We start from the raw sequence: 18,507 nt of genomic DNA, 5'->3' as shown, positions 1-18,507 counted from the left end.
AACAGAAAGCCCCGCCGGAGCGATCCGGCGGGGCTTTTCGCTGGGATACAATGCCTTATAGTCGTGGCCATGGAACCTGCCGCGCAATGCTTCGAGGATCGGGACGGGGGAATCGGCTGGACGGTCGATGACCGCCCCGGCCGTGTGCTTGAAGCCTTCTTTGCGGGCTACGACCGCGCCTTTATCCTGCCGGATGAAAAGGAAGACCTGGCCGGTTTCCAGGCCTGCCTTGGCCTGAATGGCCGCAAGTTTCCGTTTGCGCCGTGGCCTGTGCGCGAACTGGTGATGATTGGGCAGGACCAGCCCGGTGGGCCGGTGCTGGCGGGAGCGAACTTCCTAGCCACGCTGATCGGCGGGCGGATCGCGGTTGCGCTCAACTATGCCTATGTCGAACCGGCAGCGCGGGGCCGCGGTCTGCTGCGCCGCGTGCTCGGCGCGGTCGAACAGGCCAGCCGGGCAGCGCTGGATCGCATGTCCGCGCCGGTCACGCTGTTCATCGAGCAGAACGATCCGCTGCGCCTGTCGGCTGAGCATTATGCCGCCGACAGTGCCTTCAGCGGGATCGACCAGGTTGATCGGCTGGCCGTGTGGGCGCGAATGGGGGCGAAGCTGGTCGATCTCGATTATGTTCAGCCGCCGCTCTCGGCCGGGCAGCAGGCGGATGGCGCGCTGGTCTATGCCGCGCTGCGCCATGACGGTCCCGGGCTGCCCGGCGAATTCCTGGCCGCGCACCTGACCAGCTTCTTCGGGATCTCGGTGCTCAAGGGGATCGATCCGGTGACAAGCCGTGAGGCGGCTGCGCAGATCGATGCGGTTCGACAGGCGGGCACTGTGCGGCTCCTGCCGATGGAGCCGCCGATTGCGGCGCTGCGCCAGGATCCGCCGCCGGCTGATGGCAGCCTGATCGCGCTTGCCCGGAGGTTGTCGGCGTGAACCTGTCCAGGCCCGCCGCGCAGTTCGAACATGCGTCCGACCGGACGCTGCACTGGACCTTGTCGTTCTATATCCCGCCCGAACGGCTGTGGGATACGGGCGCATTGGCAGCGGGAGAGCAGCCGGCATTCGCGTGCCGCTATCGCCCGGAAGCAGTGGCCCGGATGCAACTGGGCGAACCGGTGTCGCGGGCCTTGCGCAACGCGGTGGAACCATTGTTCAACGACATTGCGGACCGCGAGGCCAATGGCGCAGCCTGCGATTTCATCCTGGCGGCGGATCCCAGCGGAGTGCCTGGCGTTGATCCGGATGCGCGCGCGCGGCTGGCGTGCGATGCGACGTTCCATCCGCCCGGCACGGTCAGCTGGCAGACCGAGGGACGCACTTTTACCGCATCGCCCCGGGGACTGGACGCGCCGCGCCCGGCGCGGCTGCGCCGGTTCTGGTTCGTGCACAACAACGGCGCGCTCAGCTGGCATGTCAGCTTTGCGCTGAACTATGACCACACCCCGGGCGACTATCTGTTCCTGTCGATGCTGCAAAAGCTTGCCGCGCCCAAGGAGTTTGCTCTGGATGACCGCCTGCTGGAGAAGTTCTGCAGCGAAGCGGACTGCGGCGTTTCGATCTTCACGGATGAACCGCTCGGGATCGGACCGCTCGACGATCTGCATCTGGCGGTTGGCAATGCGGTGCCGCGGCGGTTCTGGTCGTGCCTGCGCGAGCTGTTCGATGGCGATGCGGCGTGTCTGTTGGAACGGCTGGCGCAGGCGCATGCCGTGCCCGCACCTGCTGCGGGCATGCAACTGCTGCAACTGGCCGGTCTGGTCGAAGTGCCCGGACTGCGGATGCCGCGCTGTCGGACGCTGATCTATTTCAACGATGCGGTCTTTTTCGAGCGATTGTCCCGGCGGGTCGACGGTCAGGATGAGCCTGTATCGCGCCGGACGCTGATCCAGGACGGGTGCTATGCGCCCTATGCCGACCGGCTGGCCACGCTGGTTCGCCGCGCGGGCACCCGGCCCGTGCTGCTGGATGACGATCCGCGCAATCCCGACAGCTTCTGGAACTGGGTCTGCGACCGCCCGGAATATGCCAGCCTCAGCGATGCCGCGGTTGCGGCCATTCGCGCCGGAACTTTCGAGGACGGCGCTGCTCCCGGCACGAAGTGGCATATCCCGAGCTTCGCGCGCGGGCGGCCCGACTGCCTCGACTATCTGTTCCTGTCGGGCTTCAACCAGAACATCATCGATTTCATGAACCAGGACCCGTCCGAAATCCTGGACGGGATCGACCCGATCTATCCATCGACCGATATCCAGCAGGACGAGGGGTTCTTCATCCGCTTCGCCAACCATCGTTCGATGATCACCTATGCGGCGCGCTCGCGCAGTCTCGAGGTGGGGAATGATTACATCGGCACCTGCCCCTATGCGTTTCTGGTGCATGTGTTGTCGCTGCACAAAGAGTTCCTGGCCCGGGACTTCGAAGTCGATACCCTGGCGCAGCTTGCCCGGATCGACGAGCATCTGTGCGGCCGCAACCCCCAGGATGACCTGGGTGATGTCGGCACGGCCATCAACGCGCTCAAGATTGCCCGTTACCGCAATTACGAACAGCACCGCTACATCAACGTGTTCCGCTACGATACCGAACGCGATGTCTTTGCCGAGCTGGAAAAGCTGCGCGGCGTCCAGCGCAAGGAGGCGGCGCTCGACCTGGCTTTGGCCAGCCTGGAAGACCATGCCCAGGACCTCGAGGGGCGGCGCGTGCGCGAACGCGACCGCAGGGTGGCAGGGGTCGTCTTCGTGCTAGGCCTGCTGGTGCTGGCCGATGGTTTGAACCGGATCGGAGACTTCCTGGGCAGCAAGGCCGCCTTGCCGCAAGTGGGCCGGATCCTGCAATGGTCTTCCGCAGGGGCTACCCTGGCCCTGTTCTGCGCGGCCGGCGTGCTGGTGTGGCGCAATCGCGGTTCGCTGGCGGAACTGCTGGGCCTGGGCGGTAATCGCGCGCGGTCACGCTTCGGGACGGATCAATAGCTCATCCAGGGCGGGATCGGCCGGACGCGCCATCAGCCCGGGTTCAAACGTAGGCCATCCGCTCCAGCGCGCCGAAGCAATCGAGCGCGCCGGGATCGCCGAAGGGTTGCAGCTGGCTCATGAACACGCCGCCCACGCCAGTGGTCGGGTCGATCCAGTAATAGGAATTGAAGATCCCGGCCCAGTGCAGGCTGCCCGGCGCGCGGCCGTTGGGGCCCTGTTCGGGGTTGACCAGGAAGCCCAGGCTCCACCCGGTGTGCTGATCAGGGAAGGCATCATAGGGCGGGGCGAAATCGGGCATGGCGCTGCCCATGTAGCCGGCCCGGACCGCGCCGATCTGGTTGCGCGACATTTCGGCGATGCTGGCAGGCGAAAGCACCCGCGCGCCGTCGAGTTCGCCCTGGTTCAGCACCATCCGCACGAAGCGAGCATAGTCCGGCGCGGTCGAGGTGATGCCGCCGCCGCCGCCATCGAATTCCCCGCCGCCGAGGTAGATCGGCACCGGGTTCAGCGTGCCGTCCTTGCCGCGCGCATGGACCCGCGCCGCATCGGCGGGCAGTTCCGCACGGAAGGCGGTGTCGTTCATCCCCAGTGGGGCGAACAGGTTGGCGGTCAGGTAATCGTTCAGTCGTTCGCCCGTCGCCGCCTCGATCGCGAGGCCGACCCAGTCGGTCGCCACCGAATATTCCCAGCGTTCGCCCGGATCGAACATCAGCGGCATGGTGACCGAGGCGCGGGTGCCCGGCACCGGCATGCCCGTGGCGCTGAAATAGCGCAGCACTTCAGGGTGGATGAAGAAATAGCCGAGCCCCGCGGTGTGGGTCAGCAGGTGGCGCAGGGTCACCGCGCGCTTGGCCGGGCGCAGCTGCGGCTGGCCGGCATCGTCGAACCCGGTCAGCACCTGCGGATTGGCCAGTTCCGGCAGCAGTGCGCCGATGTCGGCATCCAGCTCCAGCTTGCCCTGTTCGACCAGCTGCAGCGCCCCGGCCGAAACCAGCGCCTTGGTCATCGAGGCGATCTGGAACAGCGTATCCTCGGCCATCGGCGCATCGCCGCCGGCCTCCTTTACCCCCAGGGCGCGGGCATAACGCACCCCGTCGCGGTCGACGATCAGGCCCACGGCCCCGGCGAGATTGGCCTTGGCAAAGGCGCTTTCGAACTGGTCACTGTTGCTCATGCCGGTCAGGCTAGCGCGGCGCACGGCCAAGGCAAGGCATATTGCGGCCATGGCGGCGCGCGGGTAGGGCAGCGACCATGACCGTCACCACCCGTTTCGCGCCTTCGCCCACCGGGCACCTGCATGTCGGCAATATCCGCACCGCGCTGCACAACTGGTTGCTGGCGAAACAGGCCGGCGGGCGTTTCCTGCTGCGGATCGACGATACCGACGCGCAGCGCAGCCGCGAGGACTATGTCGCAGCGATCCGCGCGGATCTTGCCTGGCTGGGGCTGGTGACGGACGGAGAGGAGCGCCAGTCCGCACGGTTCGACTTGTACGAGCGCGAATTCCAGCGGCTGGTCGCCGCGGGCCGCGTCTATCGCTGCTACGAAACCGCGCAGGAACTGGAGCTGAAGCGCAAGGTGCTGCTTGGGCGCGGCCTGCCGCCGATCTACGACCGTGCCGCGCTGGCGCTGGGCGAGGCGGACCACGCGGCGAAGGCAGCGGCGGGCGAAGCGCCGCACTGGCGCTTCCTGCTCGACCGGGACCAGCCGATCGAATGGCAGGACGGCATCCGGGGCGCCCAGCATTTCGACCCCGCCAAGATGAGCGACCCGGTGGTGCGCCGTGCCGATGGCTCGTGGCTATACCTGTTGCCATCGGTGATCGACGACATTGCCATGGGCATCACCGATGTGCTGCGGGGCGAGGATCACGTGTCGAACACTGCCGCGCAGGTGCAGATGTTCGAAGCGCTTGGCGCCGCGCCGCCGCGTTTTGCGCACGAAGCACTGCTGACCGGGAGCGAGGGCAAGCTGTCGAAGCGGCTCGGCTCGCTGGGCGTGGCCGAGCTGCGCGAAGCAGGCATCGAGCCGGAAGCGCTGGTCGCGCTGCTGGCTCGGCTGGGGACCTCCGATCCGGTCGATCCGGCGCTCGATGCGGCGGCGCTGGCGGCCAGCTTCAACCTGGCCCACTTCGGCCGCGCACCCGCCCGGTTCGACGAGGCGGAACTGCACCGGGTCAACGCGGGGATCGTCCACCGCCTGCCCTTCGCCCGCGTATCGCACCTGTTGCCCGAAGGCATGGGCGAGGCGGCGTGGGAGGCGATCCGCCCGAACCTGGAGCACATTGGCGAGGCGGCGGACTGGTGGCGGGTGATTACCGGGCCGATTGCCGTGCCCGCACTGGAAGACGAAGACCGGGCCTATCTGGCCGCCGCTGCCGAAGCGCTGGCCAGCACCGGCGCGGATTGGGCCGCGCTGACCGGCGCGCTCAAGGAAGCCACCGGCCGCAAAGGCAAGGCGCTGTTCCTGCCGCTGCGCCGCGCGCTGACCGGCATGGACCACGGCCCCGACATGGCCGCGCTGCTGCCGCTGATCGGGCGCGATGCGGCGCTGGAACGATTGCGCGCGGCTGGCTGATCCTGGTTCCACCGTCATTGCGAGCGTAGCGAAGCAATCCAGGGAAGCGCAAACCGCCCTGGATTGCTTCGCTACGCTCGCAATGACGATCTGAGAGTGCGGCTTACGCTTGGTTCTGGCGCACCCAGCGCACGATCTGCTCCACCGGCATGGCCCCTGATGTGCGCGCCAGCTCGCGTCCGCCGGACAGCAGCATCAGCGTCGGGATCGAGCGGATCTGGTAACGCTGCGACAGCATTGGCTCGGCTTCGGTATCGACTTTCAGCAGGCGCAGCTGCGGCTCCAGCACCTTGGCTGCCTGGGCATAGGCCGGGGCCATCGCCTTGCACGGGCCGCACCATTCCGCCCAGAAATCGACCAGCACGGGCAAGGTGCCCTTGGTGACATGGCGGTCGAAGCCCGCTTGATCCACTGCCAGCGGCGCAGCCGTGAACAGGCCCTTGTGGCACTTGCCGCAGGTGGGGTTCGCGCCCAGCCGGGCGGCGGGGACGCGGTTGGCCGCGCCGCAGTGCGGGCAGATCGCCAGGACGGGATCGGGCTGGGTGGTCATGGCAATGGCTTCCTTGAATGCCTCTTCTTTCGAAATGGGCGCGGCTTGATCGGTGTCAAGGATCGCGGCATCATTTTATTAGATATGGCGCATATAGCGCCCGGAGGCTGCCGATGTTCAAACTCACCATGGTGATTCACGCGGTGCTGCTGACCGGACTGGTCGGGGTGGCCGTGGCCGGAGTGCTGATCGCCGGGCTGCCCGGCTGGAAGCCGGTGGCGCTGGCGGCGGGCGGTGCGGTGATCGCGTCGTTCCCGCTGTCATGGTGGCTGGCGCGGGCGATTGCGCGCAACATTGATTGAAGGAAGGACGATCATGCACAAGGACTGGCCCGCCATGGCGAGCGAACTGTCGGCTGCGATCAAGCAGGTGCGCCTGGGTGCGCCCGATGTGATGAAGAATTTCTCGGCCATGGCCAGCGCGGCCACGGCGACCGGCGCGCTCGACACCAAGACCAAGGAGCTGATGACCATGGCCATTGCGGTCGCGATCCGCTGCGATGGCTGCATCGCCTTCCACGCCAAGGCCGCCCTGCAGCACGGCGCCACGCGCGAGGAGATCATGGAGACGATGGGCCTGGCGATCTATATGGGGGCTGGACCCAGCCTGATGTATGCCGCGCAGGCGGTGGAAGCCTTCGATCAGTTCGCCGCGCAGGGGGCGGCCTGATCAATTATTTCCCGGACATGGGGTGATCGGCGCTTTACATTGCGCTGCAGCATGGCTAGGGGCCGCCCCATGTTCGCTGCCCAGACCAAGATTATTACCAGCAAACCGACCGCACGGCGCGGGACGGTTGTTGGTGCGCGCCTGGCCTGAGGCACACCGGACAACCCGCCCCGCACGAGCAGGCGGGGCACTCCATACCGGAACAAGCGAACCCGCACTGCTCTCCACGAATGAAGGAGTAGCAATCATGGTTCATCGTTTTCCTGCCGGACAGAAGCTGAATGTCGGGATCGTCGGCGCCACCGGCGTGGTCGGTTCGACCATGCGCGAGATCCTGAAGGAACGGAATTTCCCGATCCAGACGCTGCGCCTGTTCGCCTCGGCCCGCTCGGCCGGCAAGGTGGTCGACGGCGTGACGATCGAGGATGCGGCCACTGCCGATTACAGCGGGCTGGATGTGGTGCTGTTCTCGGCCGGCGGCTCGACCTCGAAGGCGCTGGCGCCCAAGGTTGCCGCCGCCGGGGCAATCGTGATCGACAATAGCTCGGCCTACCGCTCGGATCCCGAAGTGCCGCTGGTCGTCGCCGAAGTGAACCCGCATGCGCTCGCGGACCTGCCCAAGGGGATCGTCGCCAACCCCAACTGCACCACCATGGCGGTGATGCCGGCGCTGAAGCCGCTGCATGACGAGGCCGGGCTGACCCGCCTGGTCGCCAGCACCTATCAGGCGGTGTCGGGCGCGGGGCTGGAAGGGATCGACGTGCTGGCCCGCCAGCTGGCCCATGTCGGTGACCAGGCCCGGCTGCTGGCCGAAGGCGGGCATCAGGACCTGCTGCCTGAAGCTGAAAAGTGGGCCGTGCCGATGGCGCACAACGTGGTGCCGCTGAACTATGTGCTGGGCGAAGACGGCTACACCGAGGAAGAACTGAAGCTGCGCGACGAAAGCCGCAAGATACTGGAAATCCCGGGCCTGCCGGTTTCGGCCACCTGCGTGCGCGTGCCGGTGTTCACCGGGCATTCGGTGTCGGTCAACGTGGCTTTCGAACGCCCGATCAGCGCCGAACGCGCGCTGGAACTGCTGCGCGCCGCGCCGGGCGTGGTGGTCTGCGACGTGCCCAACCCGCTGGAAGCTACCGGCCAGGACCCGGTCTATGTCGGCCGTGTCCGCGTCGATCATTCGGCCGAGAATGGCCTGGCGCTGTTCGTGGTGGGCGACAACCTGCGCAAGGGCGCGGCGCTTAACGCGGTCCAGATCGCCGAAGCGCTGATCGGTTAAGAATTGTGCGGCGCGGGAGGGCCACCGGGCCTTCCCGCGCCTGACAGTTCAAGCTGCGACTTCGACCGTCTGTTCGTCGGCGGCTTCCAGCAGCTTCTTCTCCACCGTCTTCAAGCGCGGCGCGGCATCGACCTTTTCGCCCAGCAGGTCGGTAACGTAGAACGTATCGACTGCGCGTTCGCCATAGGTGGCGATGTGGGCGGAATGAACCATCAGCTTGGCTTCGAACAGTGCGCGGGCCAGCCGGTTGAGCAGGGCCGGGCGATCCCGCGCGTTGACTTCGATCACGGTGAAACGGTTTGACGCGGCATTGTCGAATTCGACCTGCGGGCGCACTTCGAAGGCATCGGCGCGCGGGCGCGACAGCGGGCGGGCGGCCAGCTGCGGCACCAGTTTGACCCGGTTGGCCAGCGCGTCCGCGATCATCGTCTTGATCCGGGCGAGCTGGCTGTCTTCCGAGAACGGCCGGCCAAGCGGGTCCTGGACCAGGAAATTGTCCACTGCCATGCCGTTGCGCGCGGTGTGGATGCGCGCGTCGATGATGTTCCCGCCGGCCAGGTGGATGCCCCCGGCAATGCGATAGAACAGCCCCGGGTGGTCCGCCGCGATCACGGTGACCAGCGTGGCCCCGCGCGCGGCATAGTATTCGGTGTGAACGTCCAGCGCCTGGCCCTTGGCCGCGTCGAGCTGGATCAGGTTCATCGCGATGATGTCGTCCGGTTCGGCGATCCAGTAGGCATCGTTGAACTGCTTGGCATGCCGTTCGACCAGCGTCTGCTGCTGGCCCAGCCGTTCGGCCACGCGGGCCTGCTTGGCCTTGACCCGTTCGGCGCGGCCATGCTGGACGTGGCCGAGGCGCAGGCGCTCTTCCGCCGCTTCGTACAATTCGTGGATCAGCTGGCGTTTCCAGCTGTTCCACACGCCAGGGCCGACCGCGCGAATATCGACGATGGTCAGCATGGCGAGCAGCCGCAGGCGTTCGACCGACTGCACCTGAGCGACGAAATCGGTGATCGTCTTGAAGTCCGCCAGATCGCGCTTGAAGGCGACCGCGCTCATCAGCAGGTGCTGGCGCACCAGCCAGGCGACCAACTCGGTCTCATCCGGCGTCAGGCCGAGGCGCGGGCCAAGCTTGCGCGCGACATCCGCGCCCAGCACCGAATGATCGCCGCGCCGTCCCTTGGCGATGTCGTGCATCAGGATCGAGACGTAGAGCGCGCGGCGATTGAGCACCTTGTGGATGATCGCGGTGGCCAGCGGATGATCGGTCTTCATCTCGCCGCGTTCGATCTGCGCCATCAGCCCGATCGCGCGGATGGTGTGTTCGTCCACCGTATAGTGGTGATACATGTCGAACTGCATCTGCGCGTTGACCCGGCCGAAATCGGGCATGAACCGCCCGAACACCCCGGTTTCGTTGAACCAGCGCAGCGCGCTTTCGGGATCGTTGCGGCTGGTCAGCAGGTCCATGAACAGCGCGTTGGCGCGCGGATCATTGCGCACGCTGTCAACCAGCCGCGCATCGCGCACCGCCAGGCGCATCGCCTCGGGGTGGATGTCGAGCCGCTCGGCATCGGCGAGGGTAAACAGTTCGACCAGCCGCACCGGGTCTTCGGCAAACCAGGTATCGCCCGGCACGTTGATCTTGCCGCCATAGACGACATAGCCCTTGAGCATCCGCCGCCGCGCGCGGAACCCTGCCAGCAGTCCGCGCGGCTGCTTTTTTGCCGACTGTTCATCCAGCTGGGCGAGGAACAGCCCGGTCAGGTGGCCGACGCGCTTCGCCTGCAGGAAGAAGTACTGCATGAAGCGTTCGACCGCGCTTTTGCCCGGGCGGTCGGCAAACTGCATCCGCGCCGCGACCTCGCGCTGGAGGTCGAAGGTCAGCCGGTCCTCGGCGCGGCGGGTGATGGTGTGGAGGTGGCAGCGCACCGCCCAGAAGAAATCCTCCGCCCGGCGGAACGAGCGGTATTCCTGCGGGGTGAGCAGCCCGACGTCGACCAGCTCGCTGGGGTCGCGCACCTTGTGGATGTACTTGCCGATCCAGTAGAGCGTGTGCAGGTCGCGCAGGCCGCCCTTGCCCTCTTTCACGTTGGGTTCGACGACATAGCGACTGTCGCCCAGCCGCTTGTGCCGCTCGTTTCGTTCGGCCAGCTTCTCGGCAACAAACTGCCGCTCGGTGCCGGCCACCACTTCGGCGAAGAACCGGGCCTGCGCCTCGTCGAACAGGGCCTGGTCGCCCCAGACATAGCGCCCTTCGAGCAGCGCGGTGCGGATCGTCAGGTCGCTTTTCGCCATGCGCACCATGTCGTCGAGCGAACGGCTGGAATGGCCGACCTTGAGCCCCAGGTCCCACAGGAAATAGAGCATCGCCTCGATCACCTGTTCGCACCAGGCGGTCTGCTTGATCGGGGTGAGGAAGGCGATGTCGACGTCTGAATGGGGCGCCATTTCGCCCCGGCCATAGCCGCCCACCGCCATGATCGTCAGCCGTTCCCCGGCTGAACGGTTGCTGGCGCGATAGACCACGCCGGTGACGTGATCGTGGATCACGCGCACCAGCTGGTCGATCAGGAAAGCCTGGGCGGCGGCGCATTCGTTGCCCTTGCTGGGGCGTTCAGCAAGGCGCCGGGCGATCTCTGCGCGCCCGGCGGCGAGCGCCTTGCGCAGCAGGTCGACCACCTGCGGGCGGCAGGCCTGCGCGCCCTTGTCCTGCACCGCCTGCCACACCGCATCGGCCAGCGCGCGCCGATCGACGATCGCGCGCTGGTTGGGGATCCGGCTGGCGCCGGGGGTTACTTCGTCTGCTCGCTTTGCCACAGCGGCAGGTAACGGGCTTTCAGGGTGCGCTTGTCAACCTTTTCGGTGCCGAGGCGGGGCAGGTTTTCCTGTTCCTGCCACAGCCGCACCGGCACCTTGAACGCGGCGATGTGCAGCTTGAGGAATTCCTGCAGTGCGGCTTCGGACAGCGTGCGGCCCTCCTTCACCAGGTAGACCCCGGTCGGCAGTTCGCCGAACTTTTCATCCGGCATGCCGAACACACTGGCTTCGGCCACGTCGGGGTGGGCATAGATCGCTTCTTCGACCTCGATACAGGAAATGTTCTCGCCGCCGCGTATGATGATGTCCTTCTTGCGGTCGACGATGAACAGGTACTCGTCCTCGTCCACATAGCCGAGGTCGCCGGTGCGGAACCAGCCGTCCGGGGTGATCGCGGCCGCCGTCGCTTCCGGGTTTTCCCAGTAGCCAAGGAAATTGACGACCGAGCGGAACGCCACTTCGCCCACTTGCCCGGCGGGCAGGACCGCGCCGGCATCGTCGAGGATGCCCAGTTCCATGAGCGGCTTGGTGGCCGTGCCGGTGGAGCCGGGCTTGGCCAGGTAATTCTCGTTGAGGTTGCCGCAGCCCGCGCCGTTGGTTTCAGTGAGGCCATAGCCGAGCAGCGGGAAGGCGTGGGGCAGCGCGTCCTTGATCCGCCGCACGTGATCCACCGGGCGCGGCGCGCCGCCGCCGGCAAAGCTGGTGCAGCTGGTCAGGTCGTACTTGGCGCGGTTCGGGTGGGTGGCGATCTCGAAGCTCATCAGCGGTACGCCGACGAAATAGGTGACCTTTTCCGCCTCGATCAGGCGCATCGCTTCTTCCGCGTCCCACTTGGGCATCAGGACGAGTTTACGTCCGATCGCGAAGCTTTGCAGGAACAGCGGCACTTCGGCGGTTACGTGGAACAGCGGCACGTTGACCAGGCTACACGGCTGCATGGTGGGCGCTTCGCCGCGCTGGGTCAGCACGGTCAGCACGGTCAGGGTCTGGGCGACATAGCTGAAAGTGCCCTGGACCACGCCGCGGTGATCGCTGACCGCGCCTTTCGACTGGCCGGTCGAGCCCGAGGTGTAGAGCAGCGTGGCGAGGTCATCGCCGGTCAGCTGGGGCAGGGGGGTGTCGGCCCCGCCGCCCTGGGCCAGCAGTGCGGCCAGCCCTTCGCGCCAGTCGCAATCGTGGCTGAACAGCACCAGCCGCGCCGGGTGCTCGAAGCCATCGAGCCGCTGGGCGCGCTGGGCATCGGCCAGCACCAGCTTGCACCCGGCCAGCTCGATCCCGCCGGCCAGTTCCTCGCCGGTCCACCAGCCATTGAGCAAGGTGGCGCAGCCGCCCGCCATCAGCACCGCGATATAGGCGATGATCCAGTTGGCCGAATTGCGCGCGGCAATCCCCACGCGGTCGCCCTTCTGCACCCCGTGTCCGGCCACCAGCCCGCCCGCGACCACGCGCGCCGCGGCCTGCACTTCGCGGAACGACAGGCGGATCGGCCCGTCGACCAGGAACGGCGTATCGCCGTGCTGCTCGCAGTAATGATTGATGTAATCGACCAGGGTGGCCGGGGCCGCCTTGATCATCGGCAGCTGCCGACCATAGCGTTCGAACGGCACGGTTTCGAGCATTCCGCCAGGCGCGGTCAGTGCCGCGACCGCCTGGTCCATTGCCAAGTCCAATTCAGTCCGCATCAGGATTCCTTTTCCCCAATTGCTTGCGGACACGCCCCTTTTCGCGCCCGGTGCCGGTTTGTCACCCGGCCTTGTCTGTGCCAGAAGGCGCAGCGAACAAGTCCGCGGCGCCCTGTGCGTGCCCATTTAGGAGTTCGGATCGTTGCTGTCACTATCGCTTGCCGCCGCAGCGGCGCAGGCTCCGATCTATTGGCAGGACCTGGGGCTGAAGCCCTACCTGTTCCAGATCGGCGGGTTCGAATTGCGCTGGTACAGCCTGGCCTATCTGGCGGGGATCGTGCTGGGTTACTGGCACCTGACGCGAATGATGAAGGCGCCCGGATCACCGCTGGCGCAGCGCCATGCCGATGACCTGTTCTTCTACTGCACGCTGGGGATCATCCTGGGCGGGCGGCTGGGCTATGCCCTGTTCTATTCGCCCGATTTCTACCTGATCAAGCACCCCGGCGAACTGATCAAGCTGTGGGAAGGCGGAATGAGCTTCCACGGCGGGATCCTGGGGGTGCTGCTGGCGATCACCTGGGTATCGTGGCGCGGCGGTCTGTCGTTCCTGCGGGTGTGCGATTACATCGCCACTTGTGTGCCGTTCGGCATGCTGTTCGGGCGGCTGGCCAACTTCATCAATGGCGAACTGTGGGGCCGCGTGGCTGGACCGAACGTGCCCTGGGCAATGGTCTTTCCCGATGCGCCGGGCACCCTGCCGCGCCATCCCAGCCAGCTGTACGAAGCTGGGATCGAAGGGCTCCTGCTGATCCTGGTGATGCTATACCTGTTCTGGCGCACCCGTGCGCGCTGGCGGCCGGGCCTGCTGGTCGGCGTGTTTGCGCTGGGCATCGCGGCGGGCCGCTTCACGGTGGAATACTTCCGCGAACCCGATGCGCAGCTGTCGGAATTCGCGCGGACCACCGGCCTGTCGATGGGCCAGTGGCTGACCATTCCGCTGGCGCTGGTCGGGCTGTTCTTCGTGGTGCGAAGCCTGATCAAGCCGCCGCTGGGCAGCGCCGCCAAGACCCCGCAATGACCGAGGGCGAAGGGCGTGAACCGCTGGCGGACATCTTCCGCCGTCTGATCGCCAACACCGGGCCGATCAGCCTGATGCACTACATGGGCGAGGCGAACGCCCGCTACTATTCCTCGCGCGATCCGCTGGGCGGGGCGGGCGATTTCATCACCGCGCCCGAAATCAGCCAGATGTTCGGCGAGTTGATCGGCCTGTGGCTGACCGACATGTGGGTCAACGCCGGGCGCGAGGTGCCGGTCCACTACGTCGAACTCGGGCCGGGGCGCGGGACGCTGGCGCGCGATGCGCTGCGGGTGGCGAAGCGTTACGGGCTGGAGCCGCAGATCCACTTCGTCGAAACATCGACCGCGCTGAAAGACATCCAGCTCGAAACCATGCCGGGCGCGCAGTGGCATCACGACCTGTCGAGCGTGCCGCCCTATGGCCCGGTGCTGGTCGTAGCGAACGAGTTTCTTGATGCCCTGCCGGTGCGGCAGCTGGTCAAGACGCCCGATGGCTGGCGCGAACGCATGGTCATGCCGGAAGGCGAAGGCTTCGTCTGCGTGGCCGGAACCCAGCCGATGGACGCCGCCGTGCCCGAGGCGCGCCGCAATGCCCCCGAGGGGACGATCATCGAGACCTGCCCCGGCGCGGCCGCCGCGGTCTATGAAGTGGCGGGCCGCCTGATCGAACAGGGCGGGGCGGCGTTGTTCATCGATTACGGCCACGATCAGCTGCGCGATGGCTCCACCCTGCAGGCGGTGCGCGCGCACCTGAAAGTCGATCCTTTCGTCGGGCCGGGCGAGGCGGACCTGACCGCCCATGTCGATTTCGCCACGCTGGCGCAGATCGCCCAGTCGCGCGGGGTGCGCTGGCTGGGCACTGTGCCGCAGGGCCGCTGGCTGCGCGAACTGGGGATCGAGGCGCGCGCCGAGGCGCTGGCCCAGGTCGCCCCCCAGCACGCCGCCGCGATCGACAGCGCCAAGGAACGCCTGATCGGCGAAGGGCAGATGGGCGTACTGTTCAAGGTGATGGGCCTGGCTGCCCCCGGCTGGCCGGGCGGAGCCGGTTTCCACGGCTGAAAGTTACTTTCCGCTGTAACTTCTTTGCGCGCGCGTTCGGCCTTGCTATGCCTTCGGCCTGAGAGGAGTTTCCATGCGCGCCACCCCCGAGTTCGACTTTGGCCTGACCGAAAGCGCCCGGATGATCCGCGAGGCGGCGGGCCGCTTTGCCGATGAACAGATCATGCCGCTGGCGGCCGAGATCGACCGCAACGACCGCTTCCCGCGCGAGCTGTGGGAGCCGATGGGCGCGCTGGGGCTGCACGGCATCACGGTTGAGGAAGAATGGGGCGGGCTGGGCCTGGGCTATCTCGATCACGTCATCGCGGTCGAGGAAGTCAGCCGGGCATCGGGCGCGGTCGGCCTGTCTTATGGCGCGCACAGCAACCTGTGCGTCAACCAGATCCGCCGCTGGGGCAATGACGAGCAGAAGGCGAAGTACCTGCCGAAGCTGATCAGCGGCGAACATGTCGGCAGCCTGGCGATGTCGGAAGCGGGGGCGGGTTCGGACGTCGTCTCGATGAAGCTGCGCTGCGACCAGGTGGCGGGCGGCTGGCGGCTGAACGGCACCAAGTTCTGGATCACCAACGGCACCTGTGCCGATACCCTGGTGGTCTATGGCAAGACTGCGCCCGAAGCGGGTAGCCGGGGGATCACCGCCTTCCTGATCGAAAAGGACATGCCGGGTTTCGGCATCGGCCAGAAGATCGACAAGATGGGCCTGCGCGGCAGCCCGACTGCCGAACTGGTGTTCGACGATTGCTTCGTGCCGGATGAAAACGTGATGGGCCCCGTCCACGGCGGGGTCGGCGTGCTAATGAGCGGGCTGGACTATGAACGCGTGGTGCTGGCGGGCATGCAGATCGGGATCATCCAGGCCTGCCTGGACGTGGTCATCCCCTATGTTCGCGAACGCAAGCAGTTCGGCAAACCGATCGGCACCTTCCAGCTGATGCAGGCTAAGGTGGCTGACATGTATGTCGCGATGCAATCGGCACGGGCCTATGTCTATGCCGTGGCCAAGGCCTGTGATGCCGGGCAGACCACCCGGTTCGATGCGGCCGGCGCGATCCTGCTGGCGAGCGAAAACGCCTTCCGCGCCGCGGGCGAGGCGGTGCAGGCGCTGGGCGGGGCGGGCTATACCAAGGACTGGCCGGTCGAACGCTTCCTGCGCGATGCCAAGCTGCTGGATATCGGCGCGGGCACCAACGAAATCCGGCGGATGCTGATCGGCCGCGAATTGATCGGAGCGAACTGATGCGCCGCATTCTGGCCCTGCTTGCCGCGCTTTGCGCCCTGATCGCCATGCCCGCCCTGGCGCGGGTGGAAAAGATCACCGTCCATTCGCCCTCGGTCGCAGGCAACCTCGAAGGCAATTCGCCGGACCGCACGGTCTACGTGATCCTGCCGCCCAGCTATGACACGGCCAAGCAGCGGCGCTTTCCGGTGGTCTATTTCCTCCACGGGTTCAATTCCACCGCCGATACCTACATGGGCCGGATCGCGTTCGACGATGACCTGAAGGCCATGGGCAAGGGGCCGCAGGAAATGATCGTGGTCGTGCCCGACAGCATGACCAAGTGGGGCGGCTCGATGTATTCCAGCTCGCCCACGATCGGCGATTTCGAAGGCTTCATCGTCCGCGACCTGATCGGCTGGATCGATGGCCATTACCGCAGCGTGCCCCGGCGCGAGGCGCGCGGGCTGGTGGGGCATTCGATGGGCGGCTACGGCACCCTGCGGCTGGGGATGAAGTATCCGCAGCTGTTCGGCGCGCTCTATGCGATGAACCCGTGCTGCCAGATCCCGCGCCCGGCCAGCCTGATCGATCCGAAGTTCGATACGATGAGCGTTGAGCAGGCGCTCGCGCTCGACTGGATGTCGCGCGGCAATTTCGCCGTGGCAGCGGCCTGGTCGCCCAATCCGGGCAAGGCCCCGTTCTTTGCCGATCTTGGCACGAAGGACGGCAAGGCCGATAACTTCGTGCTGGCGCAGTGGGCGGCCAACAGCCCGGCGGCGATGGCGGCGCAATATGTCCCGGCGCTCAAGTCGATGGCGGGGATCGCGATTGACACCGGCGACACAGATTTCGTCCGCCCCGATGACGAGCTGATCCACGCGCACCTGACCAAGCTGGGCGTGCCGCACGACTGGGAGATGTACGTTGGCGACCATGGCAACAGGATCAAGGAACGCTTCGGGTCGAAGGTCCTGCCGTTCTTCGCCAAGCACCTGAAGGGACCGAAATGAGCGCGCCCGTCCTGCCCACGAGCCTCAATCCCGACGATCCGCAGGCCCAGGCCCGCGCCGCGCACAACCGCGCGCTGGCCGATGAACTGCGCGCCCGCGTGGCCGAGGCCGCGCTGGGCGGGGACGAGCGCAGCCGGACGCGCCACACCGCGCGAGGCAAGCTGCTGCCGCGCGAACGGGTGGAACGGCTGCTCGATCCCGGCGCGCCGCTGCTCGAACTGGGGCAGCTGGCCGCCTGCGACATCTATGGCGGCGAAATTCCCGGCGCCGGGATCATCACTGCCATCGGCCGCGTTTCGGGCCGGATGTGCATGATCGTGGCCAACGACGCGACGGTGAAGGGCGGGACCTATTACCCGATGACCGTCAAGAAGCACCTGCGCGCGCAGGAGATTGCCGAGGCGAACCACCTGCCGTGCATCTACCTGGTCGACAGCGGCGGGGCGAACCTGCCGCACCAGAGCGAGGTGTTCCCCGACCGCGACCACTTTGGCCGGATCTTCTTCAACCAGGCGCAGATGAGCGCCAAGGGCATTCCCCAGATCGCCTGCGTGATGGGCAGCTGCACCGCTGGCGGGGCCTATGTCCCGGCCATGTCGGACGAAACGGTGATCGTGCGCGAACAGGGCACGATCTTTCTGGCCGGGCCGCCGCTGGTCAAGGCCGCGACCGGCGAGGAAATCAGCGCCGAGGACCTGGGCGGGGGCGACCTGCACGCCCGCAAGTCGGGCGTGGTCGACCACCTGGCGGAGAACGACCTGCACGCATTGTCGATCGTGCGCGACATCGTCAGCCATCTTGGCCCGGCGCACCGCCACGACTTGACCGTGCTGGAACCGCGCGCGCCGCTCTATCCGCCCGAAGAAATTTACAGCGTGATCCCCGACGACGTGCGCGCGCCCTATGACGTGCACGAGGTGATTGCCCGGATCGTCGATGGCAGCCAGTTCCACGAGTTCAAGGCGCATTACGGCGCTTCGCTGGTCTGCGGCTTTGCCCATATCTGGGGGATGCCGGTGGCGATCCTGGCCAACAACGGGGTGCTGTTCAGCGAAAGCGCGGTCAAGGGCGCGCATTTCATCGAGCTGGCCTGCCAGCGCAAGGTGCCGCTGCTGTTCCTGCAGAACATTTCCGGCTTCATGGTCGGCGGCAAGTATGAGGCGGAAGGCATCGCCAAGCACGGGGCCAAGCTGGTGACTGCGGTGGCCACGGCGACAGTGCCCAAGCTGACCGTGCTGATCGGCGGCAGCTTTGGCGCGGGCAACTATGGCATGTGCGGCCGCGCCTACAGCCCGCGCTTCCTGTTTTCCTGGCCCAACAGCCGGATCAGCGTGATGGGCGGCGAACAGGCGGCCAGCGTGCTGGCGACGGTCCACCGGGATGCGGAAAAATGGACGCCGGAGGAAGCCGAGGCGTTCAAGGCCCCGATCCGGGCGAAGTACGAGGACGAAGGCAACCCCTATCACGCCACCGCGCGGCTGTGGGATGACGGGGTGATCGATCCTGCCCAGACCCGCGACGTGCTGGGCCTCGCGCTCGCCGCCAGCCTCGAGGCGCCGATTCCCCAAAAGCCACAGTTCGGCGTGTTCAGAATGTAGCTATTCCGCCAGGCGGCGATGCTGCTAGTCTGGGGCGTACAATCGGGGAGAA

Annotated in this window: 15 protein-coding genes; 11 read left to right on the top strand and 4 right to left on the bottom strand. The window is 66.6% G+C overall.

Annotated elements, in window-relative coordinates; genetic code table 11:
* Positions 1–63 precede the first annotated feature (63 nt).
* Positions 64–933, top strand: a complete 870-nt coding sequence (locus ACE3N9_RS09990) for a hypothetical protein (RefSeq protein WP_374283402.1) — start codon at positions 64–66, stop codon at positions 931–933.
* Positions 930–2,969, top strand: a complete 2,040-nt coding sequence (locus tag ACE3N9_RS09985; RefSeq protein WP_374283400.1) for a hypothetical protein — start codon at positions 930–932, stop codon at positions 2,967–2,969. Before ACE3N9_RS09990 ends, ACE3N9_RS09985 begins: the two co-directional genes overlap by 4 nt.
* Positions 2,970–3,012: 43 nt before the next feature.
* Here ACE3N9_RS09985 and ACE3N9_RS09980 read toward each other — a convergent pair whose 3' ends face one another.
* Positions 3,013–4,146, bottom strand: a complete 1,134-nt coding sequence (locus ACE3N9_RS09980) for a serine hydrolase domain-containing protein (protein WP_374283398.1) — start codon at positions 4,144–4,146, stop codon at positions 3,013–3,015.
* Positions 4,147–4,223: 77 nt separating this feature from the next.
* On the opposite strand from ACE3N9_RS09980, the gene gltX reads away from it, so the two are divergent.
* Positions 4,224–5,549 carry a glutamate--tRNA ligase gene (gene gltX / locus ACE3N9_RS09975; RefSeq protein ID WP_374283396.1) on the top strand — a complete coding sequence of 442 codons (1,326 nt, stop codon included), beginning with the start codon at positions 4,224–4,226 and terminating at the stop codon, positions 5,547–5,549.
* A 103-nt stretch (positions 5,550–5,652) separates the two neighbouring features.
* Here gltX and trxC read toward each other — a convergent pair whose 3' ends face one another.
* Entirely contained in the window at positions 5,653–6,099 is a 447-nt protein-coding gene (gene trxC / locus ACE3N9_RS09970) for a thioredoxin TrxC (RefSeq protein ID WP_374283394.1), read from the bottom strand.
* 113 nt (positions 6,100–6,212) lie between these two features.
* Here trxC and ACE3N9_RS09965 point away from each other — a divergent pair, with 113 nt between their 5' ends.
* From ACE3N9_RS09965 to ACE3N9_RS09955, 3 genes are all read left to right on the top strand, one after another.
* Entirely contained in the window at positions 6,213–6,401 is a 189-nt protein-coding gene (locus ACE3N9_RS09965) for a hypothetical protein (RefSeq protein WP_374283392.1), read from the top strand.
* Positions 6,402–6,414: 13 nt separating this feature from the next.
* Positions 6,415–6,768, top strand: coding sequence for a carboxymuconolactone decarboxylase family protein (locus tag ACE3N9_RS09960; protein WP_374283389.1), 354 nt, complete (start codon positions 6,415–6,417; stop codon positions 6,766–6,768).
* 247 nt (positions 6,769–7,015) lie between these two features.
* Positions 7,016–8,044, top strand: coding sequence for an aspartate-semialdehyde dehydrogenase (locus tag ACE3N9_RS09955; protein WP_374283387.1), 1,029 nt, complete (start codon positions 7,016–7,018; stop codon positions 8,042–8,044).
* A 48-nt stretch (positions 8,045–8,092) separates the two neighbouring features.
* Here the strand turns inward: ACE3N9_RS09955 and ACE3N9_RS09950 are convergent, their stop codons facing one another.
* Both ACE3N9_RS09950 and ACE3N9_RS09945 read right to left on the bottom strand, forming a co-directional pair.
* Positions 8,093–10,864, bottom strand: coding sequence for a [protein-PII] uridylyltransferase (locus tag ACE3N9_RS09950; RefSeq protein WP_374283385.1), 2,772 nt, complete (start codon positions 10,862–10,864; stop codon positions 8,093–8,095).
* Positions 10,840–12,546, bottom strand: coding sequence for a class I adenylate-forming enzyme family protein (locus ACE3N9_RS09945; protein ID WP_374283383.1), 1,707 nt, complete (start codon positions 12,544–12,546; stop codon positions 10,840–10,842). Before ACE3N9_RS09945 ends, ACE3N9_RS09950 begins: the two co-directional genes overlap by 25 nt.
* Before the next feature lie 145 nt (positions 12,547–12,691).
* Between ACE3N9_RS09945 and lgt the strand changes: the two genes are divergently transcribed.
* The 5 genes from lgt (at position 12,692) to ACE3N9_RS09920 (ending at position 18,455) form a co-directional block, all read left to right on the top strand.
* Positions 12,692–13,567 carry a prolipoprotein diacylglyceryl transferase gene (lgt, locus tag ACE3N9_RS09940; RefSeq protein WP_374283425.1) on the top strand — a complete coding sequence of 292 codons (876 nt, stop codon included), beginning with the start codon at positions 12,692–12,694 and terminating at the stop codon, positions 13,565–13,567.
* Positions 13,564–14,628, top strand: coding sequence for a class I SAM-dependent methyltransferase (locus ACE3N9_RS09935; RefSeq protein ID WP_374283381.1), 1,065 nt, complete (start codon positions 13,564–13,566; stop codon positions 14,626–14,628). Before lgt ends, ACE3N9_RS09935 begins: the two co-directional genes overlap by 4 nt.
* Positions 14,629–14,701: 73 nt before the next feature.
* On the top strand, positions 14,702–15,865 hold the full coding sequence (locus ACE3N9_RS09930; RefSeq protein ID WP_374283378.1) for an isovaleryl-CoA dehydrogenase: 1,164 nt from the start codon (positions 14,702–14,704) through the stop codon (positions 15,863–15,865).
* On the top strand, positions 15,865–16,857 hold the full coding sequence (locus ACE3N9_RS09925) for an alpha/beta hydrolase (RefSeq protein WP_374283376.1): 993 nt from the start codon (positions 15,865–15,867) through the stop codon (positions 16,855–16,857). The genes ACE3N9_RS09930 and ACE3N9_RS09925 overlap by 1 nt, the downstream gene beginning before the upstream one ends.
* Positions 16,854–18,455, top strand: a complete 1,602-nt coding sequence (locus tag ACE3N9_RS09920) for a carboxyl transferase domain-containing protein (protein WP_374283374.1) — start codon at positions 16,854–16,856, stop codon at positions 18,453–18,455. Before ACE3N9_RS09925 ends, ACE3N9_RS09920 begins: the two co-directional genes overlap by 4 nt.
* Positions 18,456–18,507: the final 52 nt, after the last annotated feature.

This window comes from Novosphingobium sp. (genome assembly GCF_041905565.1).
GTDB lineage: Bacteria > Pseudomonadota > Alphaproteobacteria > Sphingomonadales > Sphingomonadaceae > Novosphingobium.
This window is presented reverse-complemented; position numbering and strand designations above follow the sequence as displayed.

Coding starts and splice junctions, on each gene's coding strand:
- ACE3N9_RS09980 (WP_374283398.1), bottom strand. CDS start 4,146: ATGAGCAACAGTGACCAGTTCGAAAGCGCCTTTGCCAAGGCCAATCTC.
- gltX (WP_374283396.1), top strand. CDS start 4,224: ATGACCGTCACCACCCGTTTCGCGCCTTCGCCCACCGGGCACCTGCAT.
- trxC (WP_374283394.1), bottom strand. CDS start 6,099: ATGACCACCCAGCCCGATCCCGTCCTGGCGATCTGCCCGCACTGCGGC.
- ACE3N9_RS09965 (WP_374283392.1), top strand. CDS start 6,213: ATGTTCAAACTCACCATGGTGATTCACGCGGTGCTGCTGACCGGACTG.
- ACE3N9_RS09960 (WP_374283389.1), top strand. CDS start 6,415: ATGCACAAGGACTGGCCCGCCATGGCGAGCGAACTGTCGGCTGCGATC.
- ACE3N9_RS09955 (WP_374283387.1), top strand. CDS start 7,016: ATGGTTCATCGTTTTCCTGCCGGACAGAAGCTGAATGTCGGGATCGTC.
- ACE3N9_RS09945 (WP_374283383.1), bottom strand. CDS start 12,546: ATGCGGACTGAATTGGACTTGGCAATGGACCAGGCGGTCGCGGCACTG.
- ACE3N9_RS09935 (WP_374283381.1), top strand. CDS start 13,564: ATGACCGAGGGCGAAGGGCGTGAACCGCTGGCGGACATCTTCCGCCGT.
- ACE3N9_RS09930 (WP_374283378.1), top strand. CDS start 14,702: ATGCGCGCCACCCCCGAGTTCGACTTTGGCCTGACCGAAAGCGCCCGG.
- ACE3N9_RS09925 (WP_374283376.1), top strand. CDS start 15,865: ATGCGCCGCATTCTGGCCCTGCTTGCCGCGCTTTGCGCCCTGATCGCC.
- ACE3N9_RS09920 (WP_374283374.1), top strand. CDS start 16,854: ATGAGCGCGCCCGTCCTGCCCACGAGCCTCAATCCCGACGATCCGCAG.